The 24,626-nt window shown below is 74.0% G+C and carries 23 protein-coding genes; 9 read left to right on the plus strand and 14 right to left on the minus strand.

The features are described 5' to 3' along the window. The 5 genes from ACI6QG_RS13470 to ACI6QG_RS13490 all read left to right on the plus strand — a co-directional run bounded on the left by ACI6QG_RS13470 (position 1) and on the right by ACI6QG_RS13490 (position 5,727). Positions 1–1,131: an acyl-CoA dehydrogenase family protein gene (locus ACI6QG_RS13470; RefSeq protein WP_407025088.1), complete on the plus strand. Its 1,131-nt coding sequence runs from the start codon at positions 1–3 to the stop codon at positions 1,129–1,131. Between the two features lie 109 nt (positions 1,132–1,240). Next, a complete protein-coding gene (locus tag ACI6QG_RS13475; protein WP_407025089.1) occupies positions 1,241–2,461 on the plus strand; it encodes an ABC transporter substrate-binding protein in 1,221 nt (406 codons plus the stop codon). Between the two features lie 2 nt (positions 2,462–2,463). Continuing rightward, positions 2,464–4,290, plus strand: coding sequence for an ABC transporter permease (locus tag ACI6QG_RS13480; RefSeq protein WP_491630734.1), 1,827 nt, complete (start codon positions 2,464–2,466; stop codon positions 4,288–4,290). Next, a complete protein-coding gene (locus tag ACI6QG_RS13485) occupies positions 4,287–5,039 on the plus strand; it encodes an ABC transporter ATP-binding protein (protein WP_407025090.1) in 753 nt (250 codons plus the stop codon). The genes ACI6QG_RS13480 and ACI6QG_RS13485 overlap by 4 nt, the downstream gene beginning before the upstream one ends. Next, positions 5,029–5,727: an ABC transporter ATP-binding protein gene (locus ACI6QG_RS13490; RefSeq protein WP_491630735.1), complete on the plus strand. Its 699-nt coding sequence runs from the start codon at positions 5,029–5,031 to the stop codon at positions 5,725–5,727. The genes ACI6QG_RS13485 and ACI6QG_RS13490 overlap by 11 nt, the downstream gene beginning before the upstream one ends. 119 nt (positions 5,728–5,846) lie before the next feature. Here ACI6QG_RS13490 and ACI6QG_RS13495 read toward each other — a convergent pair whose 3' ends face one another. Continuing rightward, positions 5,847–6,479 carry an HAD-IA family hydrolase gene (locus ACI6QG_RS13495; protein ID WP_407025091.1) on the minus strand — a complete coding sequence of 211 codons (633 nt, stop codon included), beginning with the start codon at positions 6,477–6,479 and terminating at the stop codon, positions 5,847–5,849. A gap of 89 nt (positions 6,480–6,568) precedes the next feature. Here ACI6QG_RS13495 and glmU point away from each other — a divergent pair, with 89 nt between their 5' ends. Together glmU and glmS are read left to right on the plus strand one after the other, a co-directional pair. Beyond that, on the plus strand, positions 6,569–7,867 hold the full coding sequence (gene glmU / locus ACI6QG_RS13500; RefSeq protein ID WP_407025092.1) for a bifunctional UDP-N-acetylglucosamine diphosphorylase/glucosamine-1-phosphate N-acetyltransferase GlmU: 1,299 nt from the start codon (positions 6,569–6,571) through the stop codon (positions 7,865–7,867). A gap of 1 nt (position 7,868) precedes the next feature. After that, positions 7,869–9,692 (plus strand): glutamine--fructose-6-phosphate transaminase (isomerizing), encoded by a 1,824-nt coding sequence (gene glmS / locus ACI6QG_RS13505; protein WP_407025093.1) that lies wholly within the window; start codon positions 7,869–7,871, stop codon positions 9,690–9,692. Positions 9,693–9,699: 7 nt separating this feature from the next. On the opposite strand, the gene ACI6QG_RS13510 is transcribed toward glmS, so the two are convergent. From ACI6QG_RS13510 to ACI6QG_RS13565, 12 genes are all read right to left on the minus strand, one after another. Next, complete coding sequence (locus ACI6QG_RS13510) at positions 9,700–10,644, minus strand: hypothetical protein (RefSeq protein WP_407025094.1); 945 nt, start codon at positions 10,642–10,644, stop codon at positions 9,700–9,702. Between the two features lie 4 nt (positions 10,645–10,648). Continuing rightward, positions 10,649–11,563 (minus strand): glycoside hydrolase family protein, encoded by a 915-nt coding sequence (locus ACI6QG_RS13515; protein ID WP_407025095.1) that lies wholly within the window; start codon positions 11,561–11,563, stop codon positions 10,649–10,651. Next, positions 11,560–12,246, minus strand: coding sequence for an acetyltransferase (locus ACI6QG_RS13520; RefSeq protein WP_407025096.1), 687 nt, complete (start codon positions 12,244–12,246; stop codon positions 11,560–11,562). Before ACI6QG_RS13520 ends, ACI6QG_RS13515 begins: the two co-directional genes overlap by 4 nt. Continuing rightward, positions 12,243–13,013 (minus strand): class I SAM-dependent methyltransferase, encoded by a 771-nt coding sequence (locus ACI6QG_RS13525; RefSeq protein ID WP_407025097.1) that lies wholly within the window; start codon positions 13,011–13,013, stop codon positions 12,243–12,245. Before ACI6QG_RS13525 ends, ACI6QG_RS13520 begins: the two co-directional genes overlap by 4 nt. A gap of 63 nt (positions 13,014–13,076) precedes the next feature. Beyond that, on the minus strand, positions 13,077–14,198 hold the full coding sequence (locus ACI6QG_RS13530; protein ID WP_407025098.1) for a glycosyltransferase family 2 protein: 1,122 nt from the start codon (positions 14,196–14,198) through the stop codon (positions 13,077–13,079). After that, the gene (locus ACI6QG_RS13535; RefSeq protein WP_407025099.1) at positions 14,195–15,238 is read right to left on the minus strand and encodes a glycosyltransferase family 4 protein; all 1,044 of its coding nucleotides are present in this window, start codon (positions 15,236–15,238) and stop codon (positions 14,195–14,197) included. The genes ACI6QG_RS13530 and ACI6QG_RS13535 overlap by 4 nt, the downstream gene beginning before the upstream one ends. Continuing rightward, on the minus strand, positions 15,235–16,377 hold the full coding sequence (locus ACI6QG_RS13540; protein WP_407025100.1) for a glycosyltransferase family 2 protein: 1,143 nt from the start codon (positions 16,375–16,377) through the stop codon (positions 15,235–15,237). The genes ACI6QG_RS13535 and ACI6QG_RS13540 overlap by 4 nt, the downstream gene beginning before the upstream one ends. Beyond that, positions 16,374–17,462: a DegT/DnrJ/EryC1/StrS family aminotransferase gene (locus ACI6QG_RS13545; RefSeq protein WP_407025101.1), complete on the minus strand. Its 1,089-nt coding sequence runs from the start codon at positions 17,460–17,462 to the stop codon at positions 16,374–16,376. Before ACI6QG_RS13545 ends, ACI6QG_RS13540 begins: the two co-directional genes overlap by 4 nt. Positions 17,463–17,550: 88 nt before the next feature. After that, on the minus strand, positions 17,551–18,186 hold the full coding sequence (locus ACI6QG_RS13550; protein WP_407025102.1) for a NeuD/PglB/VioB family sugar acetyltransferase: 636 nt from the start codon (positions 18,184–18,186) through the stop codon (positions 17,551–17,553). After that, entirely contained in the window at positions 18,183–19,106 is a 924-nt protein-coding gene (locus ACI6QG_RS13555) for an NAD-dependent epimerase/dehydratase family protein (protein ID WP_407025103.1), read from the minus strand. Before ACI6QG_RS13555 ends, ACI6QG_RS13550 begins: the two co-directional genes overlap by 4 nt. Positions 19,107–19,108: 2 nt before the next feature. Next, a complete protein-coding gene (locus ACI6QG_RS13560) occupies positions 19,109–19,828 on the minus strand; it encodes a sugar phosphate nucleotidyltransferase (protein ID WP_407025104.1) in 720 nt (239 codons plus the stop codon). Between the two features lie 5 nt (positions 19,829–19,833). After that, positions 19,834–20,853 (minus strand): GDP-mannose 4,6-dehydratase, encoded by a 1,020-nt coding sequence (locus ACI6QG_RS13565; RefSeq protein ID WP_407025105.1) that lies wholly within the window; start codon positions 20,851–20,853, stop codon positions 19,834–19,836. Between the two features lie 128 nt (positions 20,854–20,981). Between ACI6QG_RS13565 and ACI6QG_RS13570 the strand changes: the two genes are divergently transcribed. Together ACI6QG_RS13570 and ACI6QG_RS13575 are read left to right on the plus strand one after the other, a co-directional pair. Then, positions 20,982–21,824, plus strand: a complete 843-nt coding sequence (locus ACI6QG_RS13570; protein ID WP_407025106.1) for an ABC transporter permease — start codon at positions 20,982–20,984, stop codon at positions 21,822–21,824. Positions 21,825–21,835: 11 nt separating this feature from the next. Continuing rightward, complete coding sequence (locus ACI6QG_RS13575) at positions 21,836–22,561, plus strand: ABC transporter ATP-binding protein (RefSeq protein ID WP_407025107.1); 726 nt, start codon at positions 21,836–21,838, stop codon at positions 22,559–22,561. Positions 22,562–22,565: 4 nt separating this feature from the next. On the opposite strand, the gene ACI6QG_RS13580 is transcribed toward ACI6QG_RS13575, so the two are convergent. Further along, the gene (locus tag ACI6QG_RS13580; protein ID WP_407025108.1) at positions 22,566–24,617 is read right to left on the minus strand and encodes a glycosyltransferase; all 2,052 of its coding nucleotides are present in this window, start codon (positions 24,615–24,617) and stop codon (positions 22,566–22,568) included. Positions 24,618–24,626 lie beyond the last annotated feature (9 nt).

Here is a 24,626-nt window from a genome sequence, read left to right on the forward strand (position 1 = left end):
ATGGATTTCGACCTGAACGAGGAGCAGACCCTGCTCCAGGACTCCATCCGCCGCACGCTGGCCGACCGCTACGGCTTCGAGCAGCGCAAGAGCTACATGGCCAGCGAGACGGGCTGGAGCCGCGAGCTCTGGGCGCAATACGCCGAGCTCGGCCTGCTGGGCCTGCCCTTCGCCGAGGAGGATGGCGGCTTCGGCGGCGGCGCGGAGGAGATGCTGATCCTCGCCGAGCAGATGGGCCGCGCCCTGACGCTGGAGCCCTGGTTCGCCACCCTGGTGCTGGGCGGCGGCTTCCTGCGCCACGGCGCCGGTGCCGCCCTGCGCGGCGAGCTGGTGCCGGCCATCGCCGGGGGCGAGTGCCTGCTGGCCTTCGCGCAGGTGGAGCGCGACAGCCGCTATTCCCTGCATGACGTCCAGACCGTGGCCAAGCGCGACGGCAGCGGCTGGGCCATCACCGGCCGCAAGGGCATGGTGTGGCACGGCGACACGGCCGACCACTTCATCGTCACCGCCCGCACCGGCGGTTCGCGGCGCGACCGCGGCGGGGTGGGCGTCTTCCTGGTGCCCAAGGACCAGGCGCAGGTGCAGGGCTTCCGCACCGTGGACGGCCAGCGCGCGGCGGAGGTGGCCTTCGACAACGCCCGCGCCAGCCACTGCCTGGGCGAGGACGCGCTGCCCCTGGTGGACCGCGTGGTGGACGAGGCCATCGCGGCCCTGGCCGCCGAGGCGGTGGGCGCCATGGACGTGGCCCAGGCGATGACCGTGGACTACATGAAGACCCGCACCCAGTTCGGCAAGCCGATCGGCTCCTTCCAGGCCTTGCAGCACAAGGCGGCGGACATGCTGGTGGCGATCGAGCAGGCGCGCTCCATGGCCTTCTTCGCCGCCATGGCCAGCCGCGGCGAGGATGCGGCGGAGCGGCGGCGCGACATGCACGCGGTGAAGGTGCAGACCGGCCGGGCGTCGCGGCTGGTGGGGCAGCTGTCCATCCAGCTGCATGGCGGCATCGCCATGACGATGGAATACGCCGCCGGCCACTACTTCAAGCGGCTGACGGTGAACGAGGCCACCTTCGGCGACACCGACTTCCACCTGCGCCAGCTGGCCGACATGGGCGGGCTGATCGCGGCGTGACCCCGCGCCCGATCGCCGCAGGGCACAGCCCTGCAGCGTGAATCGGCTGCATGAAGCCCATTGCGGCGCGCCGCCGCGCTTGCTTTGCTGTCGCCTCACATTCCGGGGCATGACGGCGATGGCGATCGGGCGGCGTGGGGCGATCCTGGCGGGTGGGGCGGTGCTGGCCGCCCCCGCCGTTCACGCGCAGGGCGAAGGCCCCATCCGCATCGGCGAGATCAACTCCTACTCCTCGCAGCCCGCCTTCCTTGCCCCGTATCGCAACGCCTGGACCCTGGCGCAGGAGGAGGTCAACGCCGCCGGCGGCATCAACGGCCGCCGGATCGAGACGGTGTTCCGCGACGATGCCGGCCGGCCGGAGGACGCGGTGCGCCACGCCGGCGAGCTGCTGAACAACGAGCGCGTGCACCTGCTGTCCGGCGGCTTCCTGAGCAATGTCGGCCTGGCGGTCAGCGACTTCGCCAACCAGAACCGCCGCCTCTTCGTGGCCAGCGAGCCGCTGACCGACGCGCTGGTCTGGTCGCGCGGCAACCGCTTCACCTTCCGCCTGCGCCCCTCCACCTACATGCAGTGCGCCATGCTGGTGGAGGAGGCGGCCAAGCTGCCGATCCGCCGCTGGGCCACGGTGGCGCCCAACTACGAATACGGCCAATCCTCCGTGCGCTGGTTCAAGGAGCTGCTCTCCCGCGCCAAGCCCGACGTGCAGTTCGTGGCCGAGCAGTTCCCCGCGCTGGGCCGCATTGACGCCGGCGCCACGGTGCAGGCGCTGGCCGGTGCCAACCCCGAAGGCATCTTCAACGTCACCTTCGGCGCCGACCTGACCAACTTCGTCCGCCAGGGCTCCACGCGCGGGCTGTTCGAGCGGCGCCGCGTCGTTTCCGTCCTCACCGGCGAGCCCGAATACCTCGACCCGCTGGGCGACGAGGCGCCGGAGAACTGGATCGTCACCGGCTACCCCTGGCAGGAGCTGAACACCGAAGGCCACCGCCGCTTCCGCAGCGCCTACCAGGCGCGCTTCCGCGAGCCGCCGAAGCTGGGCTCCGTGGTGGCCTACGACACCGTCACCGCCATCGCCGCCATGCTGCGCCGCGCGGGCGGCACCGACACCGAGCGCATGGTGGAGGCGATGCGCGGCCTGCGCTTCCCCACCGCCTTCGGCGAGGCGGAGGTCGAGTTCCGCGCCATCGACCACCAATCCACCCTGGGCGCCTATGTCGGCCGCACCGCGCTGCGCAACGGCCGCGGCACCATGGTGGACTGGCGCTACGCCGATGGCCGCAGCTACCTGCCGCCCGATGACGTGGTGCGCACGCTGAGGCCGCAAACCTAGCCTTGCTGGAGAACCTCCTCGTCCAGGGCCTGTCCGGCCTCGCCTCGGCCTCCTCGCTGTTCCTGGTGGCCTCGGGGCTGACGGTGATCTTCGGCGTCACCCGCATCGTCAACTTCGCGCATGGCTCCCTCTACATGCTGGGCGCCTACCTGGCCTGGACGCTGGTGACGGCGCTGCCGCGCGGCCACCTGGGCTTCTGGGGCGGCGTGCTGGGGGCGGCGCTCATCGTCGGCCTCATCGGCGTGCTCATCGAAATCCTGGTGCTCCGCCGCATCTACAAGGCGCCGGAACTGTTCCAGCTGCTCGCCACCTTCGGCGTCGTGCTCATCGTGCAGGACGTGGCGCTCAAGCTCTGGGGCCCGCAGGACCTGCTGGGGCCGCGCGCCCCCGGCCTGCGCGGCGCCACCGAGGTGCTGGGCGTGCGCTTCCCGCTGTATGACCTGTTCCTGATCGCCGTCGGCCCGGCGGTGCTGGCGCTGCTGTGGCTGCTGTTCCACCGCACCCGCTGGGGCATCCTGGTGCGCGCGGCGACGGCAGACCGCGAGATGGTGGGCGCGCTGGGCGTCAACCAGCGCGGCCTGTTCACCACGGTGTTCTTCCTGGGCTCGGTGCTGGCGGGCCTCGGCGGGGCGCTGCAATTGCCGCGCGAGAGCGTGAACCTGCAGATGGACCTCGCCATCATCACCGAGGCCTTCGTGGTGGTGGTGGTGGGCGGGCTGGGCAGCCTGGGCGGCGCCTTCCTGGCGGCGCTGCTGATCGGGCTGCTGCAGGCCTTCGGCATCCTGGTGTTCCCCAAGATCACCCTGGTGCTGGCCTTCCTGGTGATGGCGGTGGTGCTGGTGGTGCGCCCGCACGGGCTGCTGGGGAAGGCGCCCTCCACCCAGCACGCCGCCCACGGCCCCCAACCGCCGCTGGAGGCGCCGCCCGCGTGGTCCCGCCCGCTCTGGCTGGCGCTGCTGGCCGGCGCGGTGCTGCTGCCGCCCTTCGCCGGCGACTTCACCCTGATCGTGCTGACCGAGATGGCGATCATGGTGCTGTTCGCCGCCTCGTTGCACTTCATCATGGGGCCGGGCGGCATGGCCTCCTTCGGGCATGCCGCCTATTTCGGCCTGGGCGCCTATGGCGCGGCGCTGCTGGCCAAGCACCTGGGCGCGCCGATGGAGGCCGGGCTGGCCATCGCCCCCATCGCCGCCGGGCTGGCGGGCGTGGTGTTCGGCTGGTTCTGCGTGCGCCTCTCGGGCGTATATGCCGCGATGCTCACCCTGGCCTTCGCGCAGATCGCCTGGTCCGCCGCCTTCCAGTGGGTGGAGGTGACGGGCGGCGACAACGGCATCCTGGGCGTCTGGCCCTCGCCTTGGGCGCAGGGGAAGCTCGCCTTCTACTACCTCACGCTGCTGCTGTGCGCGGCCGGCGCGTTCCTGCTGCGCCGGGCCATCTTCGCGCCCTTCGGCTTCGCGCTGCGCGCCGGGCGGGACTCGCCGCTGCGGGCGGAGGCCATCGGCATGGACGGCTTCCGCATCCGCTGGGCCGCCTTCGTGCTGGCCGCGGTGATGGCGGGCGTGGCGGGCGGGTTGTTCGCCTATTCCAAGGGCTCGGTCTTCCCCACCATGCTCGCCATCCCGCGCAGCGTGGACGCGCTGCTGATGGTGCTGCTGGGCGGCGTGCAGACGCTGTCCGGCCCCGTGGTCGGCGCCCTGGCCTATACCTGGGTGCATGAGCAGCTGATGCGCCTGTTCGAGCTGTGGCGCCTCATCCTGGGCGGCGTCATCCTCGCGCTGGTGCTGTTCTTCCCGCAAGGCCTGGCCGGCGCGTTTCGGAGGCGCGCGTGACGCTGGAGGTGGAAGGGCTGCGCAAGTCCTTCGGCGGCGTGCAGGCCGTGAAGGGCGTGTCCCTGCGCGTCGCCGCCGGGGAGCTGCTGGCGCTGATCGGCCCCAATGGCGCGGGCAAGTCCACCTGCTTCAACATGCTCAACGGGCAGATCCGCCCGGATGGCGGCACGGTGCGGCTGAACGGGCAGGACATCACCGGCCTGCCGCCGCGGCGCATCTGGCGGCTGGGGGTGGGCCGCACCTTCCAGATCACCGCCACCTTCGGCTCCATGAGCGTGCTGGAAAACGTGCAGATGGCGCTGCTCTCCCACCGCCGTCGCCTGCTGGACCTGTGGCGCCCGGTGTCGCGGGAGGACCCGGCGGAGGCCCTCGCCCTGCTGGAGCGCGTGGGCATGGCCGGGCAGGCCGCGCGGCCCTGCGGCGTGCTGGCCTATGGCGACCTCAAGCGGGTGGAACTCGCCATCGCGCTGGCCAATGCGCCATCGCTGCTGCTGATGGACGAGCCGACCGCCGGCATGGCCCCGGCCGAGCGCGTGGCCCTGATGGAACTCACCGCCGGCATCGCGCGCGCGGGCGGCATCGCCGTGCTGTTCACCGAGCACGACATGGACGTGGTGTTCCGCCACGCCGACCGCATCCTGGTGCTGGACCGCGGCACCCCCATCGCCGAGGGCGCGCCCGCCGCCGTGCGCGCCGACCCGCGGGTGCGCGAGGTGTATCTCGGCACGGGCGCCACGCATGACCACTGAGATGCTGGCGGTGCGCGACCTGCACGCGCATTACGGCCGCGCGCACATCCTGCAGGGCGTCTCCTTCACGGTGGGCGCGGGCGAGGTGGTGGCGCTGCTGGGCCGCAACGGCGCCGGCAAGAGCACGACGATGAAGGCGGTGATGGGGCTGGTGCCGCCCACCTCCGGCTCCGTGCGCTTCCTGGACCGGGAGGTGGCGGGGCGCGAGCCCTTCGAGGTGGCGCGGCTGGGCCTGGGCTACGTGCCGGAGGAGCGGCGCATCTTCACCGACCTCACGGTGCGCGAGAACCTGGAGGCCGGCCGCCGCGGCACCGGCTGGACCGCGGCGAAGGTGGCGGACCTCTTTCCGGCGCTGGGCGCCATGATGGACCGCCCCGGCGGGCGGATGAGCGGCGGCGAGCAGCAGATGCTCACCATCGCCCGCACCCTGATGGGCAACCCGCGCCTGATCCTGCTGGACGAGCCGAGCGAGGGGCTGGCGCCGGTCATCATCGAGCGCATGGCCGAGGCCATCGCGCGGCTGAAGCGCGAGGGCCTGTCCATCCTGCTGAGCGAGCAGAACCTCCATTTCGCCCGGCTGGTGAGCGACCGCGCCCTGGTGCTGGAGAAGGGCGCCATCCGCTGGGAAGGCACCATGGCGGCGCTGATGGCGGATGCGCGGGCGCGGGCGGCGTATCTGAGCGTCTGAGCGGCGGGAAGGAGCCGGGGGTGAAGCAGCCGCAGGGATGCGTCCGGTCGTCGGGCGCCAGTTCCGGGTCCACCAGCCGCCTGGCAGCGTCTGGCCTCCGGGCACCGGCCCGGCGCGGCTCAGCCGCCCGCCAGCGCCCGGGGCAGCGCCGCCGGCTCACCCGCCACCGCATCCGCGCCCTCGCCCGTGCCATAGCCCCAGCCGGCGAACACCGTGCGCACCCCGGCACCGCGCCCGGCGCGGATGTCGTTCTGGTGGTCGCCGATCATCACCGCATCGGCGGGCTCGCAGCCCAGCGCCGCCAGCACCCCGCGCACATGGCCGGGGTCGGGCTTGCGTACCGGCAGGCTGTCGCCGCCCAGCACGGCGGCGAAGCGCCCCTCCAGCCCCAGCGCCGCCAGCAGGGCGCGGGTGGCGGCGATGGGCTTGTTGGTGCAGACCGCCAGCCGCCAGCCCGCCGCCGCCAGCGCATCCAGCGCCGCGGGGATGCCGGGGTAGGGAGCGGTGAGGATGGCGCTGTTCGCCTCCAGATCGGCCAGCAGGGCGGGCAGGGCGTCCTCCGGCACCGCCACGCCGCGGGCGGCGCAGGCCTTGTCCAGCAGCACCTTGGCGCCGTCGCCGATCATGCGCTCCACTTCCGGCAGGGCGAAAGGCGCCAGGCCGGCGGCGGCCATGCGCCGGTTCAGCGCGGCGGCGATGTCGGGGGCCGAATGGACCAGCGTGCCGTCCAGGTCGAAGATCGCGAGGCGCATGGGCCCCGCTAGCCCGGAAACGCCCGGCAAGAAAGCGTCGGGATTGCCCTGGCTTGCGGCGGCGCGGCATGGCCCATAGGAACATGGGCATGCGCGCCGCCATCATCCTCGCCGCCGGTCAGGGCACCCGCATGAAGTCCGGCCAGCCGAAGGTGATGCACGCCCTGGCCGGCCGGCCGATGATCCGCCACCTGCTGGCGGCGGCCGAGGCGGTGTTCGACCGCATCGTGGTGGTGGTCGGCCCCGGCATGGCGGCGCTGGAGCGCGCGGTGGCGCCGCACGCCGCCGTGGTGCAGGCCGAGCGCCTGGGCACCGGCCACGCCGCCCGCCAGGCCGAGGCCGCGCTGGCCGGCTTCGCAGGCGACGTCGCGGTGCTGTACGGCGACAACCCCCTGGTCACCGAGGCGACGCTGCGCCGCCTGCTGGCGGCCCGCGCCGAGGCGGAGCTGGTGCTGCTGGCCATGCGCCCGGCCGAGCCCGGCCGCTACGGCCGCGTGGTGACGGAGGGCCCGCAGGTGCGCCGCATCGTCGAGCACGCCGACGCCACGGAGGCGGAGCGCGCCATCGGCCTGTGCAACGCCGGCGTGGTCTGCGCCGAGGCGCGCCACCTGTTCCGCTGGCTCGGCGCCCTGGGCAACGCCAACCGCCAGAACGAATACTACCTGACCGACGTGGTGGCCCAGGCGGATGCAGAGGGCCTGCGCGTGCGCGCCGTGGAGGCGCCGGAGGCCGAGCTGCGCGGCATCAACAGCCGCGCCGAGCTGGCGGTGGCCGAGGCCGAGATCCAGGCCCGCCTGCGCCGCGCCGCCATGGAGGGCGGCGCCACACTGGTGATGCCCGACAGCGTCCACCTCTCCTGGGACACCCGGCTGGGCCGCGACGTGCTGGTGGAGCCGCACGTGGTCTTCGCCCCCGGCGTGATGGTGGAGGACGGCGCGACGATCCGCGCCTTCTCGCACCTCGAAGCCTGCGCCGTGGGGCCGGGCGCCGTCATCGGCCCCTATGCCCGGCTGCGCCCGGGCACGCAGGTCGGCGCCGCGGCGCATGTCGGCAATTTCGTCGAGCTGAAGGCGACCACGCTGGGCGCCGGCGCCAAGGCCAACCACCTGAGCTACATCGGCGACGCCATGGTGGGCGCGGGCGCGAACATCGGCGCCGGGACCATCACCTGCAACTACGACGGCGTGGCCAAGCACCGCACGGAGATCGGGGAAGGGGCCTTCATCGGCTCCGACACCGCGCTGGTGGCACCCGTGCGCGTGGGCGCGCGCGCCGTCACGGCGGCGGGCTCCGTCATCACCGAGGACGTGCCGGCGGAAGCGCTGGCCATCGCGCGCGGACGGCAGGTGATCAAGCCCGGCCGCCCCGCCAAGAAGAAGGATTCCTGACATGTGCGGCATCGTCGGCATCATCGGCAAGGACGACGCGGCCCCGCGGCTGGTGGAGGCGCTGCGCCGCCTGGAATACCGCGGCTATGACAGCGCGGGCGTGGCCACGCTGGTGGAGGGCCGCATCGAGCGCCGCCGCGCCGAGGGCAAGCTGGGCAACCTGGCGGCGGTGCTGGAGCGCGACCCGCTGCCCGGCGCCACCGGCATCGGCCACACCCGCTGGGCCACCCACGGCGCCCCGGTGGAGCGCAACGCCCACCCGCACGCCACCGCCCGCGTGGCCGTGGTGCACAACGGCATCTTCGAGAACTACGCCGAGCTGCGCACCGAGCTGGAGGCGGAGGGCGCGCGCTTCGAGACCGAGACCGACACCGAGACCTTCTGCCGCCTGGTGGACCACCTGCTGGCCCAGGGCCTGCCCCCGCGCGAGGCCACGGCCGCCGCGCTGGGCCGCGTGCACGGCGCCTTCGCCGTGGCGCTGGTGTTCGCCGGGCATCCGGGCATGATGATCTGCGCCCGCCACGGCGCCCCCCTGGCGGTGGGCTTCGGCGAGGGCGAGATGTTCGTCGGCTCCGACGCGCTGGCCCTGGCGCCGCTGACCCGGCGCATCGCCTACCTGGAGGAAGGCGACCACGCGGTGCTGGACGCCCAGGGCGCGCGCTTCTTCGACGCCGCGGGCGCCGAGGTGGCGCGCGAGGTGCGGGTGACCAGCGTCTCGGGCGCGGCCACCGGCAAGGGCAACTACCGCCACTTCATGGAGAAGGAGCTGCACGAGCACCCGGCGGTGCTGGGCGACACGCTGCGGCAATACCTGGACCCCCGCACGCTGGAGGTGCGCCTGCCGCGCCTGCCCTTCGACCCCGCCAGCGTGCCGCGCCTGACCATCTCCGCCTGCGGCTCCGCCTTCCTGGCCGGGCAGGTGGGCCGCTACTGGATCGAGCAGCTGGCCCGCATCCCGGTGGACGCCGACGTGGCGAGCGAGCTGCGCTACCGCGACCCGCCGCTGGCCAAGGGCGGCGCCGCCATCCTGGTGAGCCAGAGCGGCGAGACGGCGGACACCATGGCGGCGCTGAAGCTGCTGCGCGCGCGCGGGCAGCAGGTGCTCAGCGTGGTGAACGTGCCGGAATCCTCCATGGCGCGCGAGAGCGACGCCACGGTGCTGACGGTGGCGGGGCCGGAGGTCGGCGTCGCCTCCACCAAGGCCTTCACCGCGCAGCTGGCGGTGCTGGCCTGCCTCGCCATCGGCTTCGGGCGCGCCCGCGGCCACCTGTCCGCCACCGACGAGGCGAAGCTGACCCAGGCCCTGCTGGACGTGCCGGAGAACGCCGCCCGCGTGCTGGAGAAGGACGCCCAGATCCGCGCCCTGGCCCAGCAGGTGGCGCAGGCGCGCGACGTGCTGTTCCTCGGCCGCGGCTCGCTGTTCCCCATCGCCATGGAAGGCGCGCTGAAGCTGAAGGAGATCAGCTACATCCACGCCGAGGGCTACGCCGCGGGCGAGATGAAGCACGGCCCCATCGCGCTGATCGACAAGGACGTGCCCGTCATCTCCCTCTGCCCCTCCGGCCCGCTGTTCGAGAAGACGCTGAGCAACCTGCAGGAAGCCGCGGCGCGCGGCGGCCGCGTGATGGCCTTCACCGACGCCAGGGGCGCGCCCGCGCTGTCGCGCTTCGCCGAGGCGGTGGTGGAGCTGCCGGAGGTCGGCGCCTTCGCCCAGCCCATCCTGCACGCCATCCCGGTGCAGCTGCTGTCCTACCACGTGGCGGTGCTGAAGGGCACCGACGTGGACCAGCCGCGCAACCTGGCCAAGAGCGTGACGGTGGAGTGAGCCGCCCTCAGGGCACCAGGCGGTAGTAGTCGTGCGCCACGGCGCGGCCGCCGAAGCCCTCCTTCTGGTCGATCAGGCCGGCGTTCAGCCAGCGCCCCTCCTGCTCGGTGGAGTTGCCGAAGTCGAACCAGCGCTTGCCGGCGAACACCTCGTCCAGCAGGTGCAGGAACAGGCGGTCCAGGCAGCCGGAGGCGAAGCCCGCCGCGGTGGCGGCGGCATATTGCAGGTGCGCCACCTCGTGCGTCTCGTAGATGACGACGCCGCCCTGCAGCGCGCCCGCGGCGTCGCGGCCGGTGAACAGGCGGATGGATTGCGGGAACCGCCCCTGCAGCAGCCGGATCTCCTCCAGGCTGTGCACCGGGCGGCGGTTGAAGCGCGACACCAGGTGGTGCTCCAGCAGGGCCCAGAACTCCTCCCAGCGCGGGTCCTCCTGCACCTGGACGCCGTGCTTCGCCGCCTTCGCCGCGCCGCGCCGGCGGCGCTCCTGCGGCGGCGGGCGGCGCGCCATGTCGATGGTGCTCAGCAGGTCGCGGCGCACCAGCACCGCGTCGTGGCGGAACAGGGCGTAGCGGTCCTCCTCGGCCGGCAGGCGGTGGTAGATGTGCGGCACCGTCTTGTAGGTGAGGCTGCCCACCCCCTCGGCGGCCAGCCGGCGCCGCGTCTCGGCGAAGACCTCCAGCATCAGCGGTGTGGTCATGCGGGTGGACACCAGGAAGCCGCCATAGGTCAGCCCGTCATGGCTGCCGATGCCCCCGGCGGTGCGGTGGGCCGGCAGCAGCGCCACCAGCTCCCCCTCGCGGCGCACCATCAGCGAGGCGTCGGGGAAGCGGTCGGCGTGGTAGTCCATGTAGCCGCGGTGGTGCAGGAAGGTGGCGTTCTTGCTGCGCGCCACGAAGTCGTTCCAGGCCGCGGCCTCGGCCGGGGTGTAGGGCTCGACGAGGATGCCGCTCACGCGCTCAGCCCTGCTCCAGCACGGCGGCGCCCAGGCCGGTGCGGCCGTAGCCGTCGCCGTTGTAGAACATCACGACCTGCCCGTTGATGTCCTGCGTCGCCGCGTAGCACTGCATGCCGCCATCCCAGTCCTCCGCCGCGCCGTCCAGCCCTTCGGCGTCGTCGCGGCGCGCCCAGCCCGTTCCCTCGCGCACCGCGTGGCCGATGCGGTAGCCCCGCGGGCCGCGCGCCGAATACCACAGCACGTCGGCCTGCCCGGCGCGGGGCATCACCCAGGGGCGGCCGAAGCCGATCTCGCCGGGGGCGGGCTCCAGCACCGCCTCCCCGCGCGCCGGCCAGGCGAGGCCGTCGGCGGAGAAGGCGCGGCGGATGCCGTAGCGCGGCTGCAGCCGCCCCGCCGCCTCGGCGAACTGGCCGCCGCCGACGTAGAGCGCCTCCCACCCGCCGGGCGCGGGGCGGACGAGGGCGGCGGTGCGGAAGAAGCGCTCGCCCGGGCCGCGGTCCAGCACCGGCACGTCCTGCACGCGCACGAACGGGCCGTCCGGGCCATCGGCCTCGGCCACGCCGGTGAACAGGGTGTAGGGCACCTTTCCCGGCCGCTGGTAGCCCACGTAGTACAGGCGCAGCCGGCCGCCGGGCAGCGCCACGATGCTGCACGGGTTCACCCCGTTGTCGTCGAAGCAGCCGGCCTCCCCGATGTCCAGCACCGGCTCGCGCGCCCAGCCCAGCACGCGCGATGGGTCGTCCGCCTTCACGTCCACCCAGCCGATGCGCGAGACGGTGCCGGCGTCGCAGCACGCCAGGTAGAGGCGCAGCCGCCCGTCCCCCAGCGGCAGCGGCGTGGGCAGCATGGCGTGGCTGCGCGCCCAGGGCAGGCTGCCATCCGGCGCCCACACGCGCCCCAGGCGCCGCCACCTCACGGCGCGTCGCCCAGGCGGAAGAAGCGCCGGGTGCCGACGCGCGAGGGCGCGGTGTCGGCCGCCCGGAACATCTGCCCCGGCGCGACGGCGCCCGACAGCACGCTGCCCGGCCCCACCCAGCAATCCGCCCCCAGTTCCGTCCGGTCGGCCAGGGCGCTGTTGACGCCCAGGAAGCAATGGTCGCCCACCGTGCACAGGCCGGAGACGACGACGTGGGAGGAGACGAAGACGTGGTCCCCCAGCCGCGAGTGGTGGCCGATGTGGTTGCCCGACCACAGCACCGCGTTGCGCCCGATCTCCACCCCGGTCTGGATGACGTTGTCCTCGAACACGAAGCAGTGCTCGCCCAGCCGGGCGCTGGGCGCCACGAAGGCGCGCGGGCTGACGAAGGAGGCGAGGCGGTAGCCCATCCCCGCCGCCGCCGCCACCAGCCGGGCGCGCAGGCGGTTGAGCTGGGTGTAGACGATGGCGACGTGGACGTGGTGGCTGTCCGGCGGGTGGGTCTGGGCCAGGGTCTCGAAGGGCACCACGGGCAGGCCCAGCAGGGTGTCGCGCTTCAGGTGCGCCGCTTCCACCGCGAAGGCGCGCACCCGCCAGGGGGTGAAGGCGGTGAAGTATTCGTGCGCCACCTCGGCGAAGGCGCTGTCGCCCACCAGCACCAGGTCGCCGCCCGCCGCGCTCATGGCCGGCGCACCAGGATGTCCTCGCGCCGGTTGGCCATCGGCAGGCCGGGCGGCTGCGGCAGCACCCAGGCGTCGAAGCCCAGGGCGCGGGCGCGCGTCACCAGCGAAAGCAGCACGCTGTCGTCCATCTCGCCCTCCGTCGCGGGGTGGGTGGCCAGCACGGGGTCCTCGTCGCGCCCGGTGTAGGCGCGGTGGAAGGCGCGCCCCGCCGCGCCGGCCAGGAAGCGCCGGCGCATGGAGGCGTTGGGCAGGTCCCCCAGCAGCAGGGCGCCGCCGGGCTTCAGCAGGGCCAGGGCGGCGTCCAGGAAGGGCACCAGCGGCTGCCCGGCGAAGACGTAGTGCAGCACGGAATAGCACAGCACCGCGTCGGCCTGCCCAGCCAGCTCCGGCAGCGGGCCGGTGCCGTCGGGGAAGCGCCCGGCGCGCTTGGTCAGGCCGGGGCCCTCGGGCAGGGCGGCCAGCATCTCGGGCGAATCCAGCAGCCACAGCGCGTGGCCCTGGGCGCGGCAGGCGGCGACCAGTGCCTGCGCCAGCGGGCCGGCGCCCGGGCCGATGTCCACCACCAGCCCCGGCGCGGCGCCTTCGGCCAGGGCGGGCAGCTTGGCGCGGATGTCGGCCAGGATGGCCGCCTCCCGCCCGCCGCGCACGCTGTCGGGGAAGCCGATGCGCTCGTTGGCGGACAGGTCGGCGCGGCCGGCCAGGGCGCGGAAGCCCTCGTAGTCCAGCCCGGCGAAGCTGCGCGCCAGGGCGCGCTCGCGCTCATCCATGGGGGCCTCCCTCGCCTGCGCCGGGGCCGTGCGGCCGCGGGGGCAGGGCCGGCGCGCGGCGCCTCATGGCTGGGCCACCCCGCGGGCGGCCGCTTCCCAGCGCTCGGCCTGGATGCGGAACCAGTCCCGCGCTTCCTCGACCTGCCGCAGGTAGTCGGCCAGCTCGTGCTCGCGGGCGGCATGCCGCTGCTCCGCCGCCTGCAGGCGCGCGGTCCCGCTGGGGTCCACCTCGGCGAGGACGCGGAAGAAGGCGGGGTTGCCCCAGCCGGCGGCTTCCAGCCGCGCGGCCTCCGCGGCGTCGCCCAGCCCGCGGTACAGCGCCTCGACGCCGAAGGCGCGCATCCAGGGGTGCGGCTGCGCCAGCGCCAGCAGCCCGACCGCGCTGGCCGGCGACAGCCCGGCATCCAGGTGGGCCGCCGTCTCAGGGAAGGCGGCGCGCAGCAGGGCGGCGTCGCAGCCCAGGTAATGCTCCAGGATGCGCGGCAGCTCCCAGTGCAGCCGCGCCGCCTTGGCGGGCGTGTTGGCATCCATGTTGGCCTGGGCGTCGCGGATGCGGTAGGCGACCAGCGGCTCCTCCACCATCGCGACCTCGTGGCGCAGGCACAGGCGGATCCAGAAGTCGAAGTCCTGCGTCTGCAGCAGCCGCGCGTCGAAGCCGCCCAGCGCCAGCATCTCCCGCCGCCGCAGCATCGCCGTCGGCGCGGCGAAGCAGTTGCCCTCCAGCAGGAAGGTGCGCAGGGCGCGCTCGCGCGTCACCCCGCGCGGCAGCGCCAGGGCGGCGGGCTCGCGCGCCAGCGGCGCGCCGCGCTCGTCCACGTAGCGCATGTGGCTGAACACCGCCGCCACCTCGGGCCGCGCCCGCAGCACCTCCAGCTGCCGCGCCAGCTTGCCGGGCTCGAACATGTCGTCCGAGGGCAGGAGGGCGACGAACTCCCCGCGCGCCTGCTGGACGTTGTGGTTCGCGGTGACGCTGGGCCCGCGGTTGCGCGGGCTCCGGAACAGGCGGATGCGCGGGTCGCCGATGGACTCGATCACCTCCGGCGTGCCGTCCGTGGAGGCGTCGTCGGTCACCACCACCTCCAGCCCGCCCGGGACCTCCTGCGAGAGGACGCTGCCGATGGCCTCGCGGACGTAGGCGGCGTGGTTGTAGGACGGGATGCAGACGGACACGGCGGGCGGGGTCATGCCACGCGTCCCGCCTCGCACTGCGCGTCGAACAGGCGCTCGTAGTCGTCCAGCATCCGGCTCCGGTCGAAGCGCTCCTCCGCGATGCGGCGGCAGCGCAGGCGCGTCTCCTCCAGCGCGGCCGGGGCGGCCAGCCAGGAGGCGATGACGCCCGCGGCGTGCCCGGCCGCGTCCGGCCGCAGAAGCCAGCCATTGGCGCCGTCCTCGATCAGCTCGGGGATGCCGCCGACCGGCGCGCCGAACACCGGGACGCCGCAGGCGTTCGCCTCCATCACCACGTTCGGGCGCCCGTCCACGCGGGAAGGGAGCATGACGGCGTCCACCGCGTGCAGCGCCTCCCGCACGTGGTCCACGTAGCCGCGGTACTCGATGACGGCGGCGGCGCTGCCGCCGGCGATGCGCGCGCGCACCTCGCCCTCCATCGCGCCCTCGCCGTACATGGCGAAGCGCAGCTCCGGCAGCTTCCGGTGCAGCGCCTCCGCCAGGGCCACGAAGCGCAGCGGGTCCTTCTCCGGCGACATGCGCCCCACGTAGCCCAGGGTGAGCGGCCGCGGGGGCTGGTCCCTGGCAGGGCGGAAGGCGTCGAGGTCCACGCCGCTGAGCATGACGTGGATGCCGGGCTCCGCCTTCGCGGTCTCGCGCGCGACGAAGGCGCGCATCGCCTCGCTCTCGACCACCACGCCGTCGAAGGCGTTCTCGTGCAGGAAGTGCGCGACGGTGTGCCCGACCTCGTTGTAGAGGACGTCGAGCGTCCGCAGCCCGGGGCGCCGCTCCTTCAGGCGGCCGACATGGCCGTAGGCCTGCGGCGCGCCGAACTGCACCGCGAGGGGGATCCGCCGCTCGGCGATCGCCCCGGCGAGGCGCTGCACCGCTGGCGGCGCCCGGTCGGCGCTGAGGTCGAGCAGGCGGCCCTCCTGCGCGAAGTCCTCGCAGGGGTCCCATGTGTAGCCCACCGCCTCGGGGAAGAAGTAGGCCAGGGTGACGTCGAAGCCGCGCCCGCGCATCTCCCGCAGCACGGAGAGCGACAGCGCCCCCCTCACGAGGAACGGAAGAAGCGCCAGAATCGCCCGGCCGGCCGGTGGATGGGCCGCTGTGCTGGTTCGCATGACTTCCCTTGCTCCAATGCGGCGACCGCATCCTTCGCCGCCTGTTCCCATCGCCCGGCCTGCGCGATCCAGTAGTCGCGGGCGCCCACATAGGCGTTGATGTCCTTGAGGAGGTCACCCAGCGGCTCCCGCGCGGCCAGCGCCATGGCCAGCACGCGCCGCCCGGCGGCCTCCAGGGAGGCGTCGGGCGTCTCCACCAGCTGGCGGAAGGCAGTGAAGTCCGCGGCTGGCCGGTCCAGCACCAGCAGGCCGAACAGGCGCTCGCGCTCGCGGGCGCGCAGCAGGGCCAGCGCCAGGCTGCCGCCGAGCCAGTCCAGGATGGCGGGCCACTCGTTCCACACGCCGCGGGCCTCCATCGCCGGCAGCAGGTTGCGGCGCAGCGCCCAGGTCATTTCCAGCAGCGTCCCGCGCGGGTCGGCATGGGTGACGCCGCGCGCGTGCAGCCGGTAGCAGGTCAGCGGCTCGGCCACCATGCCGAAGCGGCTGCCCTGCGCCAGGAAGCGGGTCCACAGCTCGTAGTCCGGCGCGCGGACCATCGCCTCGTCGTCCAGCCCGGCGCGCAGGTGCGCGTCGCGCCGCACCATGGTGGAGGAGCGGCACAGCCGGTTGTGCCCGATCCAGCTGGAGACGCTGTTCAGCTCCACCGCCGCGTTCACCGCGGCCTCGATCTGCGCGGCATCCGGATGGGGCAGCCCATCGGCGCCCACCAGCTTCACCCAGGTGCCGATGATGTCCAGGCTCGGGTCCGCCTCGGCGGCGGCGAGTTGCGCGGCGGCCTTGCCGGGCTCGATCCAGTCATCGGCGTCCAGGTTGACGAGCCAGGTTCCCCGCGCCGCCGTCACCGCGCGGTTGTAGCTGCCGGCGCCGCCCAGGTTGCGCTCGTTGCGCAGCAGGCGGATCCGCGGGTCGCCGAAGCCTTCCACCACGGCGCAGGAGGCGTCGGAGGAGGCGTCGTCCACCACCACCACTTCGAAGTCCTGGACGTCCTGGGCCAGGATGCTGGACAGGGTCTGCCCGATGAAGCCCGCGTAGTTGTAGGACAGCACGATGTAGGAGAGCAGCGGCGCGCTCATGGCAGGCACGCCACCACGCGGTCCATGTCGTCCTCCTGGAGGGCGGTGTGGAAGGGCAGCCCGACCACGCGCGGCGCCAGGGCTTCCGTCGTATCCAGGGCGGTGCGCGGCAGGTCGCTGAAGGCGGGGTGGCGATGGGTGCCCAGCCCCCACCAGCGCCGCCATTCCACGCCGGCGGCATCCAGCCGCGCCGTCGTGGCCTCCGCCTCGCCTTCCGGCAGCAGCACGTTGAGCGTCATGGTCTGCCAGGCCTCGCCCGCGCCGTCCTGCAGCCGGCTTCGCCGGCCCTGGAGGCGCCTGCGGTAGCCGAGCGCCAGCTCCCGCAGATGCGCCAGCCGCCCGGGCAGCGCGTCCAGCGCCGCCAGCCCGACCGCGGCGGCGTATTCAGACATGCGGAAATTGCCGCCCCGCACGGTGGAGACCCGTTCCCGCCCGGCGAAGCCGAAGCCGGTCATCGCCGTCATGCGGCCCGACAGGGCGGTGTCCCGCGTGAGGATGGCCCCGCCCTCGCCGATGCCGAGCACCTTGGTGGCGTGCAGCGACACGCAGGCCGGCGCGTCCCCCGCGCCGTGCAGCGCCGTCGCCGCGGCAGCGGCGTCGTGCACCACGGGGATGCCGTTCTCGGCCCGGAACGCCTCCCAGCCGGCGAGGTCCGGCGGGGCGCCGAAGGCGCTGACCGGCAGGATGGCGGCCGGGGCCTGCGGCAGCGTGGCGATGGCGGCCCTGGCGACCGCGGGGGTGAGCATGAGGCTGCCCGCGTCCACGTCCGCCAGCACGGGGGACAGCCCGGCGTTCACCACGGCGTGTGCGGTGGCGATGAAGGTGAAGGACGGCATCAGGCAGGTGCCGCCGGCCGGCGCCACCGCCCGCAGCGCGACCTCGATGGCGGTGGTGCCGCTGGAGGTCAGGGTGACGCCCGGCGTGCCGGTCAGCTGCCCCAGCCGGGCGGCGAATTCCAGCGCCAGCGGGCCGTGATTGCTGTAGATCCCCGAGGCGTCGATGCGCCGCAGGTAGGGCAGCAGCGCCTCTGCCGTGGGCAGGGCCGGGCGAAGGACGCGCACCGGGGGGCGCTCAGGCTCGCTCAATGGTGGAAACCTCCCTTGTCGCGGGCAGCCGCCCGCCGTCCGGCGGCAGAGCTACCGGATGCGGCCGTGGCTGAACACCCCGCGCGCCTCACCGCCCGCCCGCCCGCAGCGGGCGCGCCGGCACCCCGGCCACCACGGCGCCCGCCGGCACGTCGCGCGTCACCACCGCGCCGGCGCCGACCACCGCCCAGGCGCCGACGCGCACCCGCGGCAGCACCACCGCGCCGGTGCCCAGCTCGGCCCCTTCCTCCAGCTCGGCGCCGCCGGCGAGCTGGCAGCCGGGGCCCAGGGAGCAGAAATCGCCCACCCGCACGTCATGGGCCAGGCCGCAGCCGGGGTTCACCAGCACATGCGCCCCGACCCGCACGTCCACCGACACCGTGGCCGGGCCGATCAGCATGGCGCCTTCCCCCAGGATGCTGCGCGCGCCCAGGGTGACGCCGGGATGGCGGGCCTGCGCGAAGCGCCGCCCGGCCAGCAACGCGGCCAGCCGCCGCCGCGCGCGGCCGTCGCCGATGGCCAGCACCAGCGCCCCGGCCGCCGCCCAGCTGGCGGCGTCGTCGCGCACCGGCAGGCCGGCGCAGGTCCCGGCGGCGTGCGGCGGCTCCACCAGGAAGCCCGCCGCGGGGGTGCCGCCCAGCTCCAGCGCCCAGGCCACCTCCCGCCCCAGCGCGCCGGCGCCGACGATGTGCGGCAGGCCCGCCCCGGCCTCGCCGCCGCTCACCGCGCCGCCAGCCCCAGCGCGGCCACGAAGCGCCCCAGCACAAAAGGCAGGTCGGGCGGCGGCGGGCGGATGCCCAGCGCGTGCAGCCGCGACGGGTCGCCCCAGTGGCGGCGCACCGCGGTGACGCCGTGCCGCCCGGCCTCCTCCTCCAGCGCCACGGGGAAGGGGCAGCGGCGCAGCAGCTCCTCCACCACCGCGCGCATGGCCGTCGCCTGGCCGGAGCAGACGTTCACCACCCCCTGCGCGGCGGGGTGCAGGGCCAGGTCCAGCATCGCCCCGGCCACCGCCTCCACCGGCAGGATGTCGCGCTCGCCCGACAGGTCGCCGGTGCGCAGGGTGCCGCCAGTGGGGGGCATGGCGGCCAGCTGCCGGCCGAAGGCGCCCAGCGCCAGGTGGGCGGGCATGCCGGGGCCGATGAAGTTGAACAGCCGCGCCACCACCACGCGCTGCCCGCGCTCCAGCGCCGCCAGGGCATGGTGGGTCTGGGCCAGCTTGCTGATGCCGTAGGCGTCGCGCGGGCGGGGCGCCGCGTCCTCCCTCAGCGGCATCTCCGCCTCGGGCAGCGGGCCGCATTCGGCGGCGGAGCCGGCCAGCACCAGCCGCGCCGCCGGGGCGGCCTCGGCCGCGGCGGCCAGCAGGTGGGCGGCGAACACCGCGTTGGCGGCGTAGAGCGCCGCCGGCCCGCCGGTGGCCGCGCCGGCGGCGTGCAGGATGGCGTCCGGCGCCGCGGCGGCCAGCGCGGCGCGCAGGGCAGGGGCGTCCTCCGCCGTGTCCAGGGGAAGCCAGCGATCCGGCGCCAGCCCGTCCGGCCGGCGGCGGGACAGCGCCCAGGCCTCCAGGCCGCGGGCCCGCAGCGCCGCCAGCAGGTGGGTGCCCAGGAAGCCGTTCGCCCCGGTGAGGAGGAAGCGCGGCCCGGCCATGCTCAGCCGCGCGGCAGGAAGGTGTCGCGCGAGGTCTGGAACAGTTCCTGCGCCAGGGCGTAGTCGTCGGGCCGCCCGATGTCGAGCCAGCGGCACTCGGGCGCGTGGCACAGCACCTCCTGGCCGGCCGCCACCATGGCGCGCATCAGGTCGGGCATGTCGAGGTAGCGGTTGGGCGCCACGTGCGCGCGCACCGCGTCGCGCCGCAGCACGTAGCAGCCCATGGAGACGAGGTGCGGGTAGGAGGGCTTCTCGGTGTAGCCCGTCATGCGCATGCGCGCGTCCGTCTCCAGCAGGCCGAAGTCGATCTTCACCTCGCGCCGGAAGCTGGCCACGGTGGCGTCCGCCCCGGCGGCGTCGTGGGCGCGCAGCATGGCGCCGAAGTCCAGCGTGGTCAGCAGGTCCCCGTTGGTGACGAAGAAGCGCTCGCCCAGCCGGTCCAGCACGGCGCCCAGCGGGCCGGCGGTGCCCAGCGGCGCGTCCTCCAGGCTGTAGGAGATGCGCATGCCCAGGCGCTCGCCCTCGCCGAAGAAGGCGCGCAGCAGGTGGTGCAGGTGGTTCACCGCCAGCACCACCTCGTCCACGCCCGCGGCGCGCAGCTGGCGCAGCAGCAGCTCCAGCACCGGCATGCCGTCGCCCAGCGGCATCAGCGGCTTGGGAAACAGGGCGGTGTAGGGGCCCAGGCGCGTGCCGCGCCCGCCCGCCATGATGACGGCCTGCATCGCGCTCAGACCGTGTAGGTCGCGGGGCGGTACAGGTGCGGGTGGCGCTCGATGAAGGCGATGGTCTCGCGCAGCCCCGCCTCCAGCCCCACCCGCGGCTCCCAGCCCAGCAGGCGCCTGGCCTTGCCGTTGTCGGACACCAGGCGCATCACCTCGCTCAGCGCCGGGCGCATGCGGCCGGCCTCCTGCACCAGCGGCTTGCTGCAGCCCATCAGGCCCAGGATGCGGCCGGCGATGGCGCCGATGGAATCGGTGCGGCCGGTGCCTAGGTTGATGGTCTCGCCCGCGATGCCTTCCGTCACCCCGGCCAGGATGAAGCCGGCGGCGGTGTCGGCGACGAAGGTCATGTCGCGCTCGGGGTCCAGCGCGCCCAGCCGGATCTCCGGCTGCGGCGCCAGCGCCTGGGAGATGACGGTGGGGATGAAGGCGCGCGCCGACTGGCAGGGGCCGAAGGTGTTGAAGGGCCGCAGCGTCACCACCTCCGTCCCGAAGGAGCGCCAGTAGCTCTCGGCCATCTTGTCCGCGCCGATCTTGGAGGCGGAATAGGGCGACTGGCCCTGCAGCGGGTGGTCCTCGTCGATGGGCACCCGGATGGCGGTGCCGTAGACCTCCGAGGTGCTGGTGTGCACCACGCGGGGCACCCCCAGCCGGCGCGCCGCCTCCAGCACGTTCAGCGTGCCCTCCACGTTGGTCCGCACGTAGGAGCGCGGGGCGACGTAGGAGTAGGGGATGGCGATCAGCGCCGCGAGGTGCAGGATGATGTCCTGCCCCTGGGCGACGGAGAACACGTAGTCGCCATCCTCCACGTTGCCGGCCACCACCTCCACCTCCGACAGCACCTCCCGCGGGAGGAAGTCGAGGTTCCCCCAGGAGGACAGGGCGTTGTAGCGCACCATGGCCCGGACCTTGGCCCCGGCCCGCACCAGCCGGCCCACCAGGTTGGAGCCGATGAAGCCGCCCGCGCCGGTGACCAGCACGCGGCGTCCGGCCACGCGGCGCTCGGCTTCGAGCAGGTCCAGGTCCATCCGGGTTCACCTCCGCTTCACGTGCCGTCCACGCTGCGGGAAGGCGGCGCTTCTTTCGCCGCAAACCCATGGCCGGTCAAGCAAGCGCGGCGGTAGGCGGGCCCGATGGCCTGGGCTATAGCGCCCCCATGCAATCCCCGAGCCCCGCGCGGGCGGAGCACTACGTCCGCGACGCCGCCGACCCCCGCATGCTGTCCCGCGCGCTGGCCGACCTGGGGGGCGGCTGGCGGCTGCGCCGGCTCGCCTGGGCGCTGGCCTGGCTGGACACCCGCAACCGCTACCGCGGCTCGGTCTTCGGGCCGTTCTGGCTGACCTTCACCACCGCCGCCATGGTGGGGGGGCTGGGCCTGCTCTACTCCACCCTGCTGAAGCTGGAGCTGCGCGACTACCTGCCCTTCCTGGCGGTGAGCCTGATCCTGTGGAACATGCTGGCGCAGATCGCCAACGAGGCGTGCCTGACCTTCACCAACGCGGAGGCCATCATCCGCCAGATGCGCCTGCCCTACACGGTGCACGTGCTGCGCATCGTGTTCCGCAACGCCATCTCCGCCGCGCACAGCCTGCCGCTGATCCTGCTGGTGTTCCTGCTGTGCGGGCACCTGCCGGGGCCCGAGGCGGTGCTGGCGGTGCCGGGGCTGATGCTGGTGGCCGTGTGCGCGCTGTCCGGCGCGCTGCTGCTGGGGATGCTGTGCGCGCGCTTCCGCGACATCCCGCCCATCGTCGCCAACGTCATGCAGCTGGCCTTCTTCATGTCGCCCGTGCTGTGGAAGCCCGAGCTGCTGGGCGCGGGGCAGCGCTGGCTGTTCCTCAACCCCTTCTACGTGGTGATGGAGGTGGTGCGCGGGCCGCTGGTGGAGGGCGGCGCGCCCCTGGCCATCTGGGCGGCCGCAGTGTTCTTCACCGCCGCGCTGGCGGTCCTGGCGGGGGTGTTCTTCGTGCGCTTCCGCGCCCGCCTGGCCTTCTGGATCTGAGGGGCGCGCCGATGGCCTTCATCCGTTCCGAGGCGATGAGCGTGGAGTTCCCGCTCTACCACCTCGGCGCCCGCTCCCTGAAGAAGCGCATCCTGGCCGGCTCCTCCGCCCGCCTGCGCGACGAGGCGAACCGCATCGTCGTCTCCGCCCTGCGCGACCTGTCCTTCCACATCTCGCCGGGCGAGCGCGTGGCGCTGGTGGGCAGCAACGGCGCCGGCAAGACCACCCTGCTGCGCTGCCTCGCCGGCATCTACGAGCCGGTGCGCGGCCGGCTGGAGATGGAGGGCACCGTCGGCGCCCTGATCGACCCCGCCGCGGGCATGGATTCCGAGGCCACGGGCCGGGAGAACATCATCCTGCGCGGCATGTTCCTCGGCCGCACCCCGGCGGAATGCGAGGCGATGGCCGAGGAAGCCGGCCGCTTCAGCGGCCTGGGCGAGTTCCTGGACGTGCCGGTGCGCACCTACTCCGCCGGCATGGGCATCCGGCTGGCCTTCGCCGCCGCCACCCTGATGGCGCCGCAGATCCTGCTGATGGACGAGTGGTTCCTGGCCGGCGACGCCGACTTCATGGCCCGCGCCACCGAGCGTCTGGAGCGCCTGGTCTCCGACGCCGAGATCCTGGTCCTCGCCACCCACGACATGGGCATCGTGCGGCGCTGGTGCACGCGCGTCATCCGCATGGATGGCGGGCGCATCGTCTCTGACCTCCCGCTCGCGGAGCACTTCGCCGGCTGAGGGCTCAGCCGCCCTCGAAGATGCGGCGCACCCCGGCGGCGTGCGCGGCGGCGCCGTGCTGGCGCCGCACCAGCCCCCACGCGGCGGCGCGCAGGCTGCGGCGCAGCTCCGACTCGGCCAGCAGGCGCCGGATGGCGGCGACGTAGCGCGCGGCGTCCGCCTCGTCGTCGCCGGTCATCGGCAGCAGCAGCCCGGTCTCGCCGTCGCGCACCACCTCGCCGATGGCGCCGACGTCGGGCGCGACGATGGGCAGGCCGGCCGCCGCCATCTCCAGCAGCACCACCGGGATGCCGTCATAGGCGGAGGTGTAGAGGAACACGTCGTGCTCCTCCGGCCGGACGTCCGCCAGGCTGTCGAAGGGGCCGTGCCAGGTGAAGTTGGGCTGGGCGGCGAACATGGCGGGGTCCACCTGGCCCAGCGAGGCGGCGCCGTGGGCGGCGATGGCCACCTCCGGCGCCTCCTCGGCCAGCCGGGCGGCGATGGCCAGCAGCAGGCCCGGCCGCTTCTCGCTGTCCAGGCGCGAGAGCCACAGCACCCGCCCGCGCGACGCCGCGTGGAAGGGCGGCAGCGGGCCGGGCGCGAGGCGCGAGCGCAGCACCTGCCACTTCCCGGCCGGCGCGCCGATGCGCCGCCGGTCCTGCGCCACCGTCGCCTCGTTGTCCGAGACGATGGTGGCCAGCACCTTCGCGTGCTCGGACACGAAGCCGAACAGGAAGCCGTCGTTGATGGTCAGCGGCCCCAGCATCTCCTTGGGCTCGGAGAAGCGGTAGAAGACGGCGCGGTGGCCCGGCAGGCTGGCGTGGTAGCGGCTGAAGAAGCGCTGGGCGAAGTCGCTGGGCTTGATGTGCAGGCGCGCGCCGCGGGCGCAGCCCTGCAGCAGCCGAAAGCAGACCAGGTCCATCTGCTCCGCCGTGAGGCCGGGGCACAGGGCGGGCATGTCCAGGTGCAGGGCGTTGGGCGGCAGCTGGTCCAGCCAGTAATGGGCCTCGCGCCGGTGGCCCAGCAGCAGCAGGAAGCGGCGGGACGGGTCCAGCCGCGCGATCTCCGCCATCACGTCCAGCAGGTAGCGGTCCGCCCCGCCGCGGGTGAGGTAGGGCAGCAGGAAGACCTCGTCGAACTCGCGCTCGCCCACGATGTCGCAGATGCGCAGATAGGCGAGGGCGGGCGCGAGGTCGGCGTGGAGGTAGGTCACGCTGCCGCCGGCGGCGATGGCGCCGGGCTTGATCATCGGCTCATGCCGGTTGGCGGCGGCGATCATCTCGCAGGCCGCGGGGTCCTCCAGCAGGGCGGCGCCACGTCGGGGCATGGCGGCCCGCCAGTCCCCTTCCTGCGCCAACCGCTCGGCGAAGGGGGCGCAGATGCGCCGGAACACGGGTGGGGAGAACAGGCGCGAAGGTGGGATGTCCCGCCCGGTGGAGGAGTGGAGCATGCCGTCGCTGCGGATGCGGTAGAACAGCATCGCCCCGGGCGCGGCGAGAAAGGTCCGGCCCAGCGCCACCGCCTCGCAATTGAAGTGCCAGTCCTCGTACGCGTAGGGCGAGGTCCGGAGGCTGGTGTCCGCGAAGGACAGCTCCGCCGCCAGGCTGCGGTGGAAGCAGATGCGCGAGACGTAGGGGTGGTCCGCGAAGAGGGCGAGGGGCGTCACCACCTTGAGGTCGAAGAACTGCGCGATGTGATGCTTGCCCCCGAAGGCAAGCAGGAACTCGGGGACCGTCACCGCCAGGGGACCGGCCGCGCGTGCGCACTCCACCAGGGCGGCAACGTAGTTGAAGGAAACCAGGTCATCCGCGTCGGCGGTGATGATCCATTCCCCCCGCGCCATGGCGATGGCTGCGTTGCGGGTCAGGCCGAGCGAGCCGTGGTCCACCTCGATCACCCGGACGTCGAGGAAGGTCGTCCTGTTCATGCGACGAAGGACGCTGCGGGTCGCCTCGTCGCCGCGGTCCAGGGCGATGACCAGCTCGGTGTGCAGGCCGCAGGCCTCCGCGAAGGCGACGGCCTCCCGCAACGAGGCCAGGGTGCGCGGGAGCAACTCCGCCTCGCGATGCACGCTCATCACGAGCGT

Origin of the sequence: Sabulicella flocculans, assembly GCF_045449635.1 — a bacterium.
GTDB lineage: Bacteria > Pseudomonadota > Alphaproteobacteria > Acetobacterales > Acetobacteraceae > Roseococcus.